Origin of the sequence: uncultured Cardiobacterium sp., from assembly GCF_938028825.1 — a bacterium.
Classification (GTDB): domain Bacteria; phylum Pseudomonadota; class Gammaproteobacteria; order Cardiobacteriales; family Cardiobacteriaceae; genus Cardiobacterium.
Genome location: NZ_CALIZP010000084.1, coordinates 25,231 through 40,890 on the forward strand (window position 1 = coordinate 25,231; position 15,660 = coordinate 40,890).

Below are 15,660 nucleotides of genomic sequence, written 5' to 3' on the forward strand. Positions count from 1 at the left end.
TCAGCCCCCGAAGTTATCCAGCAGGATGTTTTCGTCTTCGACGCCGAGGTTGTGCAGCATGTCGATGACGGATTTGGTCATCATCGGCGGGCCGCACATGTAGTACTCGCAGTCTTCCGGCGCGGGGTGGTTTTTCAGGTAATTTTCGTACACGACGTTGTGGATGAAACCGGTGTAGCCCGTCCAGTTGTCTTCGGGCAAAGCATCGGAAAGGGCGACGTGCCAGGTGAAGTTCGGAAATTCTTTGGCGAGGGCGTCAAAGTCTTCCTGGTAGAAGATTTCCCGCTTGGAGCGCGCGCCGTACCAGAAGGTGATTTTCCGTTTGCTGTGCAGGCGCTTCAGCTGGTCGAAGATGTGTGAACGCATCGGCGCCATGCCCGCACCACCGCCGATGAAGACCATTTCGGCATCGGTGTCTTTGGCAAAGAATTCGCCAAAGGGGCCGGAGATGGTGACTTTATCGCCGGGTTTGAGGTTGAAGATGTAGCTGGACATGATGCCCGGCTTGGCTTCGGGAATTTTCGGCGGCGGGGTGGCGATACGGACGTTGAGCATGATGATGCCTTTTTCGTCCGGGTAGTTCGCCATCGAGTAGGCGCGCATGGTCGGTTTGTCGTTATGCGCCTCGAGTTTGAACAGGCCGTATTTTTCCCAGTCTTCGCGGTATTCCGGGGCGATGTCGAAGTCGCTGTATTTGATGTCATAAGCGGGGCATTCGATCTGGATGTAGCCGCCGGCGCGGAAGGGGACGGTTTCGCCTTCGGGGATTTTAAGCTTGAGCTCTTTGATGAAGGTCGCCTTGTTGTCGTTGGAGATGACGGTGCATTCCCATTTTTTGACGCCGAAGACAGCTTCATCCACTTCAACTTTCATGTTGCTTTTTACCGCGACCTGGCAGGAGAGGCGTTCGCCTTCGCGCGCCTCGCGTTTGCTGATGTGGTTGAGCTCGACCGGCAAGATTTCGCCGCCGCCTTCATGTACTTTGACGACGCACTGGCCGCAACTGCCGCCGCCGCCACAGGCGGAAGAGACGTAGATTTTGTTGTCGGCAAGGACGTTGAGCAGTTTGCCGCCCATCGGTACGTCCAGTTCACGTTCGCCGTTGACGAGTATTTTCACGTTGCCCTGCGGCACGAGATATTTGCGCGCCACCAGGATGATGGCGGAGAGCAGCAGGATGAGGCCGGTGAAGATGAGCACACCGTAGAATATTTCCATGTTTGTCCCCCTTTATAGTTGTACGCCGGAGAAGGACATGAAGCCCAGTGCCATCAGCCCGGCGGTGATGAAGGTGATGCCCAGTCCTTCCAGCCCTTTCGGCACGTCGGCATAGCGCAGTTTTTCGCGGATACCCGCCATGGTGACTATGGCCAGTGCCCAGCCGGCGCCGCTGCCGACGCCATAGACGACGGATTCGCCGAAGGTGTAGTTGCGTTCGACCATGAAGAGCGAGCCGGCAAGGATGGCACAGTTCACGGTGATGAGCGGCAGGAAAATGCCCAGCGCCGAGTAGAGCGAGGGGACGTATTTGTCGAGGAACATTTCCAGGATTTGCACGACTGCTGCGATCACGCCGATGTAGGCGATGAGGCCGAGGAAGCTGATATCCACTTCCACGCCGAGCATTTGCCAGAACGCGGCGTTTTCTTTCAGGAGGTACGTGTAAAGCAGGTTGTTGAGCGGCACGGTCAACGTCTGCACGACAATAACGGCGGTGCCGAGACCGGCGGCGGTGGTGATTTTTTTCGATACGGCGAGGAAGGTGCACATGCCCAGGAAGAAGGACAGTGCCATGTTCTCGATGAAGATGGATTTGATGAACAGGCTCAGATAGTGTTCCATGTCCGTGCTCCTTAGTGTCCGGTGCCGCCGATGAGGATCGGTTTGGCGGCTTTGGCTTCGGTATAGTCACGCGCTTCGTTCTGTTCGGGTTTCCAGGTGCGCAGCGCCCAGATGAGCAGGCCGATGACGAAGAAAGCACTCGGCGGCAGCACCATCAGGCCGTTCGGGACATACCAGCCATCCGGTTTGGTGGGCAGGATGGTGATGTCGAACCAGGTGCCTTTGCCGAAGATTTCGCGGATGGTGCCAACGGTGAGCAGCATGGCGCTGTATCCGAGGCCGTTGCCGATACCGTCCAGAAAGCTAGGGATGGGCGGGTTGGACATGGCGTAGGCTTCGAGCCGCCCCATGACGATGCAGTTGGTCAGGATGAGGCTGACGTACACCGAGAGTTGTTTGGACAGTTCGAAGGCAAAGGCCCTCAGCAACTGATCCACGACGATAACCGCCGAAGCGGCAACCGCCATCTGCACGATGATGCGGATACTGCTCGGGATGTTGTTGCGGATCATGCTGACGAACAGGTTGGAAAAGGCGGTCACGAAGGTGAGGCCGAGGCTCATCAGGAAGGCGGTTTTCATGCTGCCGGTCACGGCCAGCGCCGAACAGATGCCCAAGACTTGCAGGCCAATCGGGTTGTTGGCAAAGATCGGCCCCAGGATGATTTCTCGATAGTCGTATTTTTTGTTATCGCTCATGATTTATTGCTCCGTTTTTTGCCCGATGGCGGCCTGGGAAGCGTCGCGCAGGTCGGCAAGGGTTATTTCACCGTTTTTGATGTGATCCACCAGCGGCTTGTAGCCCTGCTCGCCCAGCCAGAAGTTCATCATGTGTTCGACGCCGTTACTGGTCAGCGTGGCGCCGGCGATGGCATCTACCTGGTTTTTCGCATCCGGATTGCGGACTTTTACCAGATCGACATGCGGATTGCCGCTGTCGTCGTAGGGAATGATGCCCGCCCACAGCGCCTGCCAGGCCGGTTCGACGATGCGCGCGCCCAGTCCGGGGGTTTCTGCATGCTGGTAGAAGGTGATGCCGGTGACTTCCGGCTGTTTGTCCTTGAAAGACAGGGCGGTGAAGCCGTACATGGTGGACCACAGTCCGTAGCCCTGTATCGGCAGGACGAGGCGGGAAATTTGATCCCCGTCGGCCACAACATAAGCAAGCCCCTCTTTGGCAATGCGTTTGATGCCTGCCGGATCGTCGGTGAGGGCATGACCTTCGCTGTCGCTTTGTGCCGCGTTGTACATATTGTAGGTCAGCGGGTTTTTGTCGCGTGCCGGTTCGCCGGTTTTCAGGTCAATCACCAGCGGGATAATCTGCGTAAATTTTTCGTTGATTTGCTCGGTCGTGAGGCGTTCCTCCGCCCCGGCCAAACCAGCTGCGCGCAGGATGTTGATTTTTTTCTCGTTCTCGGCGTTTTGTTTCTGGAAACCGCGCAGTGATACGGCGGCGGTGGAAACAAACAGCGAGCAGAGCAGACAGACGATGGTGGCGAATTTGAGTACGCCCCAAGCGGATTGTTTTTTCTCAGACATGGGTTCTCTCCTGACGGCGTTTGGTGTTCGCGCGCATCACGAAGAAATCGATGAGCGGGGCAAACATATTGGAGAAGAGGATGGCCAGCATGATGCCTTCCGGGAAGGCGGGGTTGACCACCCGGATAAGGACGGTCATCACCCCGACCAGCGCACCGAAAATGTAGCGGCCGGTATTGGTGACGGAGGCCGTGACCGGATCCGTTGCCATGAAGAAGGTGCCGAAGGCAAAACCGCCGAGGACGAAGTGCCACCAGAACGGCATCGCAAACATATGGTTGGTTTCGCTGCCGATGATGTTGAACATCAGTGAGGTGATGGTTGCACCGGCAATCGCGCCAACAACAATGCGCCAGGAAGCGACGCCGGCAAAGAGAATGATGGCACCGCCGATGAGAATGGCCAGCGTTGACACTTCGCCGATGGAACCGGGCATGTTGCCGATGAAGGCATCCCACCAGCTTAACTGGCTGCGCACCGCATCCATACCGCCTTCTGCCGCGCGACTGAGGGCGGTCGCACCGGAATAGCCGTCCACCGCAACCCAAACGCGGTCGCCGGATATTTGCGCCGGATAGGCAAAATAAAGAAAGGCCCGGGCCGCGAGTGCGGGGTTGATAAAGTTGCGGCCGGTTCCACCGAAGACTTCTTTTCCCAGCACCACGCCGAAAGAAATACCGATGGCGACTTGCCACAGCGGAATGGTCGGCGGCAGGGTCAGGGAGAAGAGGATTGAGGTAACGAAGAAACCTTCGCTGACTTCGTGTTTGCGCACGATGCAGAAAAGAATTTCCCACGCGATACCGACGGCGAAGGTGACGATATAAATCGGCAGGTGCAGTTTCGCGCCGAACCACAGGTTCGCCAGCAGGCCGGGATCGGCAATACCCTGAGCCTGTGCCGCTTGTGCGCCGACGAAATACCAGCCGGCAATCATCGCCGGGAATACGGCAAACCAGACGAGGATCATCACCCGTTTCAGGTCTATCACATCACGCACATGCGACGGACGCGCGGTAACGAAGCGGGGGGAATAGACAAAGGTGGCCGTTGCTTCGTAAAGCGGGAAGAGTTTTTCGAATTTCCCGCCTTTTTCAAACAGCGGTGCTATTTTTTCAAAGAAATGTTGTTTCGCCATAATCAGCCTTCCTGCTCTATCAAGGTAAGGTTCTCGCGCAGAATCGCCCCGAAATCATGTTTGCCGGGGCAGACGAAGGACATGAGTGCCACGTCTTCTTCGTCCAGTTCCAGCGCGCCGAGATTGATTGCCGTGTCGGTATCTTTCACGATCAATGCTTTCGCCAGCAAAGTCGGCAGGATATCGAGCGGCATCACTTCTTCATACACGCCGATGGGAACGATAGGGCGGGGGGAGCCGCGCAGCGAAGTATTGAACTGCATCGGCCCTTTCAGGAATTTGCCGATATAGGCATTGGTGCGCGAAAACCAGCCAACGCCGGGACGCAGAAAGCCGAGAAAATAGGACTCGCGACCTTCCGGCAGAACAGTGACTTGCTGGTCGTAAGCGCTGAGATAAGCGGTCTCGTCATGTACCTGGCGGCCGGACAGGGCGGACCCGGAAATGATGCGCTGTTCGCCGTCGTTCAGGTTATCTGCCAGCAAATCCGCCATCGCGGTACCACGCACGGCGCGGATGATGCGCGGTCTTTTCACGCCGGGACCCGCAACGGCAACCAAACGCTGCATATCCAGAATGCCGCTGCGGAAGAATTTGCCGATGCAGAGCAGGTCTTGCACACCGATATGCCACACGGTTTTACCGGCACCGACCGGATCAATGAAGTGGATATGGGTGCCGACCAGCCCTGCGGGATGCGCACCGCCGAAGTCGTGAATTTCCAGGCGGTTGAGGAAATGCGTCGGCACCGGGGTTTCGCGACGGCGGCACAGGTGGACTTGTCCACCGGAAAGCGCCTGCATGATGGCAAGCCCGGTCAACAGGTCGGCATCGCGTCCCTGCATGGCGAGCGCGGGGTCAAATGACAGCGGGTTGCTGTCCATCGTATTAACGAAGATGGAGTGCGGCACACTGTCAATCGCCGGAATTTTACTGAACGGACGGGTGCGGAAAGTTGCCCACAGGCCGCAAGCGATCAAACGTTTGACGATTTCTTCACGCGGGAGTTTTTTGGCCGCGTCATCGCCAAAAGCTTCAAAGACGACGGCTTCTCCCGCTTCGGGACGGATAATGACGGACAACAGGCGACGTTTTTCGCCACGCACAATTTTTTCGACAGTGCCGGAAACCGGTGCACAGACAAGCACACCCGGGTTCTTCTTATCTTCAAAAAGCGGCTGTCCCAGTACAACTTTATCGCCTTCGGCGATGAGCATGGTCGGTTTCAGACCCTGATAGTCTTCGCCGATGACAGCTACATTGTGTTTGGGGACGATGTCGTGAATGTCGGTGCTACTGACGGCACCGGGGATGGGAAGGTCTAAACCTTTCTTGACGAATATCATGCTAACAATACCTTACCTCAGACTACGTCTTTATTTTTATATGGTGCCGACGGCGAGACTCGAACTCGCAAGGCTTTCGCCACTACCCCCTCAAGATAGCGTGTCTACCAGTTTCACCACGTCGGCGGTCTTTGTTGACCCTGCGCGCCCCGCTTAAGGCTTGGCGGGCGCAGGGACGTCGGTATTCGAAGCAGGCGGCGGATTATCCATACCGGCGGTAGGGATGTCAAGCGCTGCTTCGCTTTTTTCTGCTTCCTGAACGACTGTTTGCTGGTTCAGGATGCTGCTGTCGCGTTGTGCTTCGCGGTTTTGCAGGTAGCCCAGAAGCAGGGCTCCGACGAAGAACACGGCGGCGAGGAATCGTGTGGCCTTATAGAGAAACGAGCTCGCACCGCGCGCACCGAATACGGTGCTGGATGCACCGCCACCGCCCAACGCGCCTATGCCGCCGCCACTTTTGGGTTGTTGCAGCAGAATAAGCGCGCACAAGGCAAGCGAGGCGAGCAGGAAGATGATTTGTACCAGTTGTACGGTCATGCCATCGCTCCCACGATTTTGTCGAAGGTGTCCGCTTGCAGGGATGCACCGCCAACGAGGAAGCCGTCAATGTCCGCCCCGGCGAAGAGTTCGGCGGCGTTGTCCGGTTTGACGGAACCGCCGTAGAGGATACGGACTTTGTCGGCAACGGCTGCGGCGCGTTCGTGCAGCAAGGCGCGGATTTTGCCGTGGACTTGTTGCGCATATTCCGCAGTTGCCGCCTTGCCGGTACCGATGGCCCAGACGGGTTCGTAAGCGATAACGGTATCGGCATCCACCAATCCGGCATCCAGCACCGGATTGAGCTGGCGCAAGAGGGCGCTGTCACACTGCCCCGCCTCGTACTCTTGCAGGGATTCGCCGATGCAGTAGATGACTTTCAGCCCCTGGGCTTTGAGTTGTTGCCATTTTTCAATCAGCAGCGCTTCGGTTTCACCGTGAGCGGTGCGGCGTTCCGAGTGGCCGATGATGGCGTAGCTCGCCCCCGCTTCTTTCAGCATGGCCGCCGAGATTTCGCCGGTATGCGCGCCGGATGCGTGGGCGCTGACGTCTTCCCCTGCCAGTTCCGCCAGCCCCATTTCGTGGGCTTTGGCCAGATAGATGGCAGGCAGGCCGAAGATTTTTTCGACGTTGCCTTGCGGCCAGGCATGTTTGGCGAAGGCTTCAACCAGAGCAAAGTCGCCGTTCATTTTCCAGTTTGCTGCTGCGATGGGTTTTCGCATGTTTAATCCTCCCGAGATATGACTGCCGCCAGTTCTTCGACGATAACGTGCAGCCGTGCTTCGTCGCTACCTTCCGCCATGACGCGGATTTTTGGTTCCGTACCGGACGGACGAAGCAGAATGCGTCCGGCATCTCCCAGTTTTTCTGTCGCCTGTTGCAAGGCGTGCTGCACGGCGGGGCTGTTGACGATGTTTTTGTCGGCGACTTCGACGTTTTTCATTACCTGTTTCGCCATATGCAAATCGGCCAGCAGTTCGTGCAGCGGTGCTTCCATTTCCAGCATGGCCGCCAGCACCTGTAACGCGCCGATGATGCCGTCGCCGGTGGAATTGCGGTCAAGGCAGATGATGTGCCCGGAATTTTCCCCGCCGACGCGCGCGTCGATTTCCTGCATGCATTCCAGCACATAGCGGTCGCCGACATCGGTACGGTGCAGGACGATGCCCATGCGGTTCAGTGCGCGTTCCAGACCGATATTGGTCATCTTCGTGCCGACGATGTTGTTCAACTGCTCGCCCTTGAAGGCACGGTATTTGGCGATGATGTAGAGGATGGCGTCGCCGTCGCGCAGGCGGCCGTTGCGATCCACCATCACCACGCGGTCGCCGTCGCCGTCAAAAGCAATGCCGACATCCGCCTGCTCGTCGCGCACCCGCCGTTGCAGGGATTCCGGTGCGGTCGAACCGCAACCTGCGTTGATATTGCAGCCGTTCGGCTCGGCATTCATGACGATAACCCGCGCCCCCAGTTCGCGCAGCACCTCCGGGGCGATGGGATAGGTGGCGCCGTTGGCACAGTCCACCACGATTTTCAGCCGCTCGAAAGGCAGACCGAGGGTGATGGCGTTCTTGCAAAATTCGATATAGCGCCCGCGCGCTTCGGGGATGCGGTACAGCTTGCCGAGTTGCGCCGATTCCACCACTTTCAGCGGCATATTCAGATAACGCTCGATTTCATTTTCCGAAGCATCGGGCAGTTTGACCCCGCCGCGCGCGAAGACCTTGATACCGTTGTCGCTGTATGGATTGTGCGAGGCGCTGACGACGATGCCCGCCGCCGCATGAAAAGTGCGGGTGAAATACGCGACGCCGGGGGTCGGCATCACACCGAGCAGATGGGCATCCATCCCGGCGGCGGAAAAACCGGCGGCGATGGCGTTTTCCAGCATATAGCAGGAAATGCGGGTGTCCTTGCCGATGATGACCTTCTCGCCGGCGAAACCGTTGTCGCCCAGCATCTTGCCGATGGCCCAGCCGAGGTGCATGACGAAATCCGGCGTTATCGGGGCAACCCCGACCTTGCCGCGCACGCCGTCCGTGCCGAAATATTTCCGCCCTGTCCCGCTCATGAATGATTGTCTCCGTTATTGCACAGGCGAAGCCAGACGTACCCCGCCAGACTCGCGATGATTGATGCTACCAAGATGGCGATTTTAGCATTATTCAGCAACAAATCCTCATTCTTGAACGCCAGCTCGGAAATGAAGATGGACATGGTGAAGCCGATGCCCGCCAAGAGCCCCATGCCGCAAATATGGCGGAAATTCACGCCTTTGGGCAGGCGGCCGATACCGAGGCGCACACTCAGCCACACCGCCGAAAACACCCCGACGAACTTGCCGATGACCAGCCCGGCGATGACGCCGAGCGAGACCGGATGCGAGACCAGATTGGCGAGCGACGCCGCATTAATCGTCACCCCGGCATTGAAAAAGGCAAAGAGCGGGATAATCACGAAATACACCGGGCCGTGCAGCGCGTGTTCCAGCCGTTGCAGCGGCGCCTGCGCCTGATTGATGCCGTTGTGCAGCGTATGCAGCACCCCGACCAGCTTGTCCGATTCCAGAAAATCGCCCTCGCGCAGGCGGTAAATATCAAACTTGTCCAGCAACTTGCGCGCTTCGCGGCTGAACTCCCCCGGGTTGTACAGACTGCGCACCGGCGTTGCGAGCGCGCCGAGCACCCCGGCAATCGTCGCATGCACCCCCGAATACAGCATCAGTAGCCACATCGCCATCGCCACCAGCAAATACGGCCACAAGCGGCGGATGCCGAAGCGGTTCATCGCCAGTTGCAGGGCGAAGCAGACAAACGCTGCAACCAGCGGCAGCACATGAATATCCGCCGTATAAAACAGCGCAATGACCACCACCGCGCCGAGGTCATCCACAATGGCGAGGGCGACCAGAATCGTCACCAGCCCGGACGGCACCCGCTTGCCGAGCAGAATCAGCACCGCGATGGCAAAGGCAATATCGGTCGCCATCGGAATCCCCCAGCCGGGCATCCCCACGCCGCCCCAATTAATCGCGCTGTACACCAGTGCAGGCGCAATCATCCCGCCGACAGCGGCGATAATCGGCAGCGCCGCCTGCGCGGGCGAAGACAACTCGCCCACCATCATCTCGTGCTTGATTTCCAGCCCGACCAGAAAGAAAAACAGCGTCATCAAACCGTCATTCACCCAATGATGCAGCGGCATTTCCAGTGCGTGGCCGGCAAAACTGACCGCAAGCGGTGCGTGCAACAAATGACGGTAGGCGTCGCCCCACGGCGAATTGGCGACGAGCAACGCGGCCACCGTGCACATCAACAACAAAATCCCGCTGGCGGAACTGTTGCGGGTGAAATCCTCGATCGGCGTCATCAACTTGCCGAAGAGACGCTCCCAGGAATTGGCATCCTCGCTGGAATGCGCACTGCGCTGAAATAACTTGTACATAGGCACCTCACAAAATGGCGAACCATCATAAACGAAAGCACCGCCCACCGCCCACCGTACACGCCGCGCCCGCCGGGGAACGGGGCTGATTTACCGCAAACGGAACCGCATCGCATGCGGGCATCCGGACGGCAGGCAGAAACCGCCCTGCCCCGCTGTTACAGTCGTTTCAAATAGGACTGAGACAAGGCGGCGAGCCGAAGACAGTATGTTTAATTATGTTTAGGCGAGGCTCGCCAACACCGTATCCGTTCTGGTTGAAACGACTATATGGCGCGATGTGACTATAATGCCCGCCTTTTTCACCGCATCACCGGAACCCCATGACCCTGCAACAAACCATTGAAGCCGCCTTCGAGCGCCGCGCCGACCTCACCCCGGCAAATGCCGAACCCCCCCTGCTTGCCGCCGTCAACGAAGTGCTGGACGCCCTGCAAAGCGGCGCTCTGCGCGTCGCCGAGCCGCTACCCGGCGGCGGCTGGCAAGTGAACGAATGGCTGAAAAAAACCGTGCTGCTCTCCTTCCGTGTCCATGACAACGCCCCCATTGACCACGGCTACACCCGCTACTTCGACAAAGTGGAAAGCCGCTTCGCCCATCACGACGCAGCCCGCTTCGCCGCCGAAGGCGTGCGCGTCGTCCCGCCTGCCGTCGCGCGGCGCGGCAGCTATCTGGGCAAAGGCGTCGTCCTCATGCCGTCTTATGTCAACATCGGCGCCTACGTTGATGAAGGCACAATGGTTGATACCTGGGTGACGGTCGGCTCCTGCGCGCAAATCGGTAAAAACGTGCACCTTTCCGGCGGTGTCGGCATCGGCGGCGTCCTCGAACCGCTGCAAGCGGCGCCGACCATCATCGAAGACAACTGCTTCATCGGCGCACGCTCGGAAATCGTCGAAGGCGTCATTGTCGAAAAAGGCGCGGTCATCTCGATGGGCGTTTTCATCGGCCAATCCACCAAAATCTATAACCGCATGACCGGCGAAATCAGCTACGGCCGCGTTCCGGCCGGCTCTGTCGTCGTCCCCGGCAGCCTGCCCGCCGCCGACGGCAGCCACAGCCTCGCCTGCGCCGTCATCATCAAACAGGTTGACGAAAAAACGCGCAGCAAGACCGGCATTAACGAACTCTTGCGCTCTTAACAACAAGCGGGGCGCTCCGGCGCCCCTGTGGTTCGCAGTCCATCCCACACAAAAAAACCAGGAAACCCATGACACGCCTCACCCTGCTCGGCGACAAAAACGCCGCCATCCCGACCGGCTACGCGCCGGACATCCTCGAATCCTTTCCCAACAAACACCCCGGCAACGACTACCTCGTCACCCTGCACTGCCCCGAATTCACCAGCCTCTGCCCCATCACCGGCCAGCCCGACTTCGCCGCCCTCCACATCGCCTACATCCCCGACGCCCTGCTGGTCGAAAGCAAATCGCTGAAACTCTACCTCTTCAGCTTCCGCAACCACGGCGACTTCCACGAAGACTGCGTCAACATCATTATGAAAGACCTCATCCGCCTGATGCAGCCCAAATACATCGAAGTCTATGGTGCCTACACCCCGCGCGGCGGCATCGCCATCCACCCCTACGCCAACTACGGCCAACCCGGCAGCCGCTACGCCGAACACGCCGCCGCCCGCCTGCTGAACCGCCCGCTCTCGGCATGACCCGCCGTGCCTCTGCCCGCCATCACCTCGCGCCGTCGCCCTGCCACCGCTTGACGACGCGGCGCTGAGCGCCGAAATCAACCGTCTGAAAGACAGCGGCGCTTCCGTGCTCACCTGCATCGCCTGCGTGCAAACCAACCGCCGCCTCAGCCCGAGCCCCGCCAGACAGCGCGGCAGAACGGACCGCGTTCGCACAAGCCTGCCAAATCATGCTGGCGGCCTTCGCAGCGGAGAGCCTTGTACATGACGAAAAAGCCCCTCCCCGCAAGCAGGTAAAGGGTTTGGGGACCGGAACAGCTCGCCCGCAGGGCGAGAAAGGGTTAGAAAAAACCGCACAGCGGCAAAACCCGGCAACCGCGCCGCTTGATAACCTATCAGCACACACCCCCGACGGGTAGCGAATGTACCAAAAGCAGAAATCCCTTTAACAATCCCACCCCAACCCGAGACCCAACCATGCACAACACCACCTACACCTTCACCGCCGCCCAGCGCCACCACGCCCTCATCTGGCTTGCCTTCTGGCACAACGTCGTCATCGTCGCCAGCAACTACCTCGTGCAACTGCCCTTTGAAATCTTCGGCCTGAAAACCACTTGGGGCGCCTTCACCTACCCCTTCATCTTCCTCACCACCGACCTCACCGTGCGCATCTTCGGCGCGCCCCTCGCGCGGCGCATCATCTTCTGCGCCACCATGCCTGCGCTTGCCCTCTCCTACCTCGTCTCCGTCCTCTTCGACGGCGGACAATACACCGGCCTTGCCGCGCTCACTGCTTACAACCCCTTCGTCGGCCGCATCGTCCTCGCCAGCCTATCCGCCTACCTCATCGGCCAACTGCTGGACATTACCGTCTTCAACCGCCTGCGGCAAATGCGCCGCTGGTGGATCGCGCCGACCGCCTCCGCCATCGTCGGCAACGCCATCGACACCATCGTCTTCTTCGCCATCGCCTTCCACCACAGCAGCGACCCCTACATGGCGGCGCACTGGCAGGAAATCGCCCTGGTGGACTACGCCTGGAAAATCACCATCTGCGCCCTCTTCTTCCTGCCCGCCTACGGCATCCTGCTGCGCTACCTCACCGCCCGCCTCACCACCCTGCACCGGCGCGTGCCTGCCGCCTGCCCGCAGGGCGAATAAGCGGGATAACGTCCATGCCCCTGCACCGAAGAAAATCGGAGCCTGTTGACCTTCGGCGTCAACAGCCCGCTCGCCCGGCGCGGCTTGTTGCTTCCGCAGCCCGTCTGTACCTGTATCCGCCATGCGACAGCGAGACATCGCACCTGCCGGACATATCCGGATGAAAAAACAGCAAAAAAACTGCCGACCCGGTTCATTGCCTCAAAAAAACCACAAAACCCCTGGCGAAAAACTTGCAAAGACAAAACGCTTTCGCTAATATGCTCGTCAGCCAAGTTGTGGCTATGGAAAATTTTCTTTCAACCCAAGTTCAAGAAGGTACATCCTGTATGAAACTGACAAATCTCTCTCTCGCTATCTTGGTAGCAGTAGGTGTTGCCGCTTGTGGTGGCAGCGATGACAACAACAGCAACAAGCCGATTGATCCGACGCCGAAGCCGACGCCGGATAATAACAACAATAATAACAACAATAACAACAACCAGGCCGACAACAATGTTGTTGACCCGACTAACACCCAGGTTGTGGACAACAAAGACCTGACCAAAGTCTCTACTGTCGGTACCCTGCAATACATCCGTCGTGACGGATCTCAATATGACCGCGCCAACAACCCAAGCAAACAGGCCTCTGCTTCTCCGCTCTTGGGTGTTACCCTCAATAACCAAAACCCCAGCCTGACCAATATCGTCTTGGCTCGTCAAGAAGTGGTCCGTGCTGATGGTCAGCCGGTTAAAGCGCAATTTACAGGTAGCAGCAATCCCATTCCGCTAGATGCATCAAATGGTGCGCCAAACGTAGATACCCGCGCTGTTCAAGGCGGTCATAATGGTAACAGCCTGCAACAAGAAAACTTTAAGAATGTTGATGTGTTGGCAGGGCTGTACACGGCAACTACCAATACGGATGCAGCTCATACTGCAAACAACATCAATCCGACCACAGGTCAGTTCACACGTACTTTGAATACAACTGGTTCTACGGTATATAACTCAATTGTGAATATTGCTTCAGATGGTAAACGTGTATACCAACCTACCACTACAGCATTAGCAGCAGAAAGCCCGACGGCAGCTGACCAAACTGTCAACACAAGCCCTGAAATTACGGGTACGGCACCTAATGATGTTGGCCGTCATGCAGCAACGGAATTGTCTGCAATTATTGATCGTGCACATTGGCAAAAATCTATAGCAGGTAGTGCTCCTGGCACATTTGCACTCGAAGAAACTAAGAACTATAAAGATAAAAAAGGTAGAGATCTTTATTTCTACCGGGGTGAAACTAAAGAAAAGGTTGACGGTGCTGTAAAAGTTACCAAGAAAACCGTAACGGCTACCTATGCCAATACCAGCCCAAACGGTACTCGTTATGGCAAGGGCTTGGTTTGGTGGAGTGCGCCAGAAACTGCATTTGAAAACAAATTTACCCGTAACGAAACAGATGCTAGTGATACGCGCATTGCCGATGAAAATAATGCCAAAGCAGCAACCAACGGTTTGATTCGTGTCGGTGGTGGTCTCTCTACTTTGGGCGAAGAAACCAAGAACAATCCTTCAACCGGTAAATGGGAAGATCATCACAATACTACAACCCGTATCTTTGGTCGTTATCACTTGGCTTATGCCGATACGAGCAAACAAACTGTCAATCAGGTTTCTCTGAACAGTTTCTCTGGAGCGAAAACCTTCGTCGCTGAATACGATGCCGAGAATGAAAATCGTGCTACTCAATATAGCTTGGGCGCACAACCGATAACGCTTACTCGTGTCCAGTACGGTCGTGTTAGCAGCAACCTGGATGTAGATGCCGGAGTTACCGGATACCAAGATGGTTTCATGCACAGTGATTATGTGCGTAAGAACCGTGAAGACGGTGTAGACAACTATTTCTACCGTGGTACCGACGCTACCAGCATTGAGCAAATGGCTGCTCTGCCGAGCAACCAAAGCGCTGTTTACCATGGCCACGCCCTCATGTATGGCATTAATAACGATTTCCACGGCAACACTGGAAAGAATGGTCGCGACTTGCCTAACTCATTCGCTCCCGCAACTTCCGATACAAGTGCTATCGGTATGGGTAACTTTGTTGAAGCCCGCGTGAACTTTAACAACAAACGCGTAACCGGTGAAGTCTATAACACTTGGTTGCTTGACCCAACCAAGAACGTCACGACTAAAGACAAACTGGTTCAATTCCAAGGTGCCATTACTGGTAATACCGTGGTTGGTACTGCTGACCGCGCATACGCCTCTGGTGATGACAATGCGACCTTCAAAGCCTCCTTCTTCGGCGATAAAGCCCAGGAAATGGGTGGTTCCTTCAACAGCGTCAAAGACGACGATAAATACGGCGACGCTTATGGAGCCAACGACTGGGGTGGCGTATTCGGCGCAACTCGCGGCGAAACCAACACCTTCCAGGGTGATGACGGTAACAACGTGTACAGCGACTAATCGCCAAACAACATCAGGCTGTTCTTTCGGCTTGATGACTACCTTGAAAAACGGCTACGCAAGTAGCCGTTTTTTTATACGTAGCTGACAATGATTTTGATCCAGTGAAGCGCGATCCCCCAACCAATCCCAAGAAATAAAACGACGTTCGTAGGGTGGGCTTTAGCCCACCATTTACGCGGTTTGTTTGTTGCCCTCTCCCCAATCCCAAGAGATAAACCGCAGTTCGTAGGGTGGGCTTTAGCCCACCATCAATATCGCTACAGCGGGCTGCGGCAAACACCGCTCTTTGTAGAGACGTTGCCTGTAACGTCCCACTAATCCCAAGAAATAAAGCGGCGTTCGTAGTGAGCTTTAGCCCACCACTGGATATTATTGCGGCGGGTGCCCGCCCTGCGGCAGATTATTTTTGGGTTTTGGTATTAGAATCTGTTGACACTCAACATTGCGGCGGCTTTTCAACCAAAATCCGGCAGCTGCTGCGTTATAGTTGTTTCAAACAGGAATGAGACAAGGCGGCGAGCCGAAGACAGTACAGATAGTACGG

At 57.0% G+C, this 15,660-nt stretch carries 14 protein-coding genes, 1 tRNA gene and 1 riboswitch; of the genes, 4 read left to right on the top strand and 11 right to left on the bottom strand.

Features of this window, described 5'->3' with window-relative positions; all coding sequences use genetic code 11:
• The 11 genes from nqrF to nhaA all read right to left on the bottom strand — a co-directional run bounded on the left by nqrF (position 1) and on the right by nhaA (position 9,893).
• Positions 1 to 1,218, bottom strand: coding sequence for an NADH:ubiquinone reductase (Na(+)-transporting) subunit F (gene nqrF / locus Q0562_RS12260; RefSeq protein WP_298644749.1), 1,218 nt, complete (start codon positions 1,216 to 1,218; stop codon positions 1 to 3).
• 12 nt (positions 1,219 to 1,230) lie between these two features.
• Positions 1,231 to 1,842 (bottom strand): NADH:ubiquinone reductase (Na(+)-transporting) subunit E, encoded by a 612-nt coding sequence (gene nqrE, locus Q0562_RS12265; protein ID WP_298644750.1) that lies wholly within the window; start codon positions 1,840 to 1,842, stop codon positions 1,231 to 1,233.
• A gap of 11 nt (positions 1,843 to 1,853) precedes the next feature.
• Positions 1,854 to 2,540, bottom strand: a complete 687-nt coding sequence (locus Q0562_RS12270) for an NADH:ubiquinone reductase (Na(+)-transporting) subunit D (protein WP_298644751.1) — start codon at positions 2,538 to 2,540, stop codon at positions 1,854 to 1,856.
• 3 nt (positions 2,541 to 2,543) lie between these two features.
• Entirely contained in the window at positions 2,544 to 3,380 is an 837-nt protein-coding gene (locus Q0562_RS12275) for a Na(+)-translocating NADH-quinone reductase subunit C (RefSeq protein WP_298644753.1), read from the bottom strand.
• Positions 3,373 to 4,518: an NADH:ubiquinone reductase (Na(+)-transporting) subunit B gene (locus Q0562_RS12280; protein ID WP_298644755.1), complete on the bottom strand. Its 1,146-nt coding sequence runs from the start codon at positions 4,516 to 4,518 to the stop codon at positions 3,373 to 3,375. The genes Q0562_RS12275 and Q0562_RS12280 overlap by 8 nt, the downstream gene beginning before the upstream one ends.
• A 2-nt stretch (positions 4,519 to 4,520) precedes the next feature.
• Positions 4,521 to 5,864, bottom strand: coding sequence for a Na(+)-translocating NADH-quinone reductase subunit A (locus tag Q0562_RS12285; RefSeq protein ID WP_298644758.1), 1,344 nt, complete (start codon positions 5,862 to 5,864; stop codon positions 4,521 to 4,523).
• Positions 5,865 to 5,905: 41 nt separating this feature from the next.
• Positions 5,906 to 5,990: transfer RNA gene (locus Q0562_RS12290), tRNA-Leu, on the bottom strand.
• A 27-nt stretch (positions 5,991 to 6,017) separates the two neighbouring features.
• Entirely contained in the window at positions 6,018 to 6,401 is a 384-nt protein-coding gene (secG, locus tag Q0562_RS12295; RefSeq protein ID WP_298644760.1) for a preprotein translocase subunit SecG, read from the bottom strand.
• Positions 6,398 to 7,123, bottom strand: coding sequence for a triose-phosphate isomerase (tpiA, locus tag Q0562_RS12300; protein ID WP_298644762.1), 726 nt, complete (start codon positions 7,121 to 7,123; stop codon positions 6,398 to 6,400). Before tpiA ends, secG begins: the two co-directional genes overlap by 4 nt.
• Positions 7,124 to 7,125: 2 nt before the next feature.
• Positions 7,126 to 8,472: a phosphoglucosamine mutase gene (glmM, locus tag Q0562_RS12305; protein ID WP_298644763.1), complete on the bottom strand. Its 1,347-nt coding sequence runs from the start codon at positions 8,470 to 8,472 to the stop codon at positions 7,126 to 7,128.
• Positions 8,469 to 9,893, bottom strand: coding sequence for a Na+/H+ antiporter NhaA (gene nhaA / locus Q0562_RS12310; RefSeq protein ID WP_298644765.1), 1,425 nt, complete (start codon positions 9,891 to 9,893; stop codon positions 8,469 to 8,471). Before nhaA ends, glmM begins: the two co-directional genes overlap by 4 nt.
• A 275-nt stretch (positions 9,894 to 10,168) precedes the next feature.
• Between nhaA and dapD the strand changes: the two genes are divergently transcribed.
• The 4 genes from dapD (at position 10,169) to Q0562_RS12330 (ending at position 15,113) form a co-directional block, all read left to right on the top strand.
• On the top strand, positions 10,169 to 10,987 hold the full coding sequence (gene dapD / locus Q0562_RS12315; RefSeq protein ID WP_298644767.1) for a 2,3,4,5-tetrahydropyridine-2,6-dicarboxylate N-succinyltransferase: 819 nt from the start codon (positions 10,169 to 10,171) through the stop codon (positions 10,985 to 10,987).
• A 21-nt stretch (positions 10,988 to 11,008) separates the two neighbouring features.
• Positions 11,009 to 11,054, top strand: a riboswitch (PreQ1 riboswitch).
• A 1-nt stretch (position 11,055) separates the two neighbouring features.
• The gene (gene queF / locus Q0562_RS12320; protein ID WP_298644769.1) at positions 11,056 to 11,511 is read left to right on the top strand and encodes a preQ(1) synthase; all 456 of its coding nucleotides are present in this window, start codon (positions 11,056 to 11,058) and stop codon (positions 11,509 to 11,511) included.
• A gap of 456 nt (positions 11,512 to 11,967) precedes the next feature.
• Complete coding sequence (locus tag Q0562_RS12325; RefSeq protein ID WP_298644771.1) at positions 11,968 to 12,654, top strand: 7-cyano-7-deazaguanine/7-aminomethyl-7-deazaguanine transporter; 687 nt, start codon at positions 11,968 to 11,970, stop codon at positions 12,652 to 12,654.
• 233 nt (positions 12,655 to 12,887) lie between these two features.
• Positions 12,888 to 15,113 (top strand): transferrin-binding protein-like solute binding protein, encoded by a 2,226-nt coding sequence (locus Q0562_RS12330; RefSeq protein WP_298644773.1) that lies wholly within the window; start codon positions 12,888 to 12,890, stop codon positions 15,111 to 15,113.
• Positions 15,114 to 15,660: the final 547 nt, after the last annotated feature.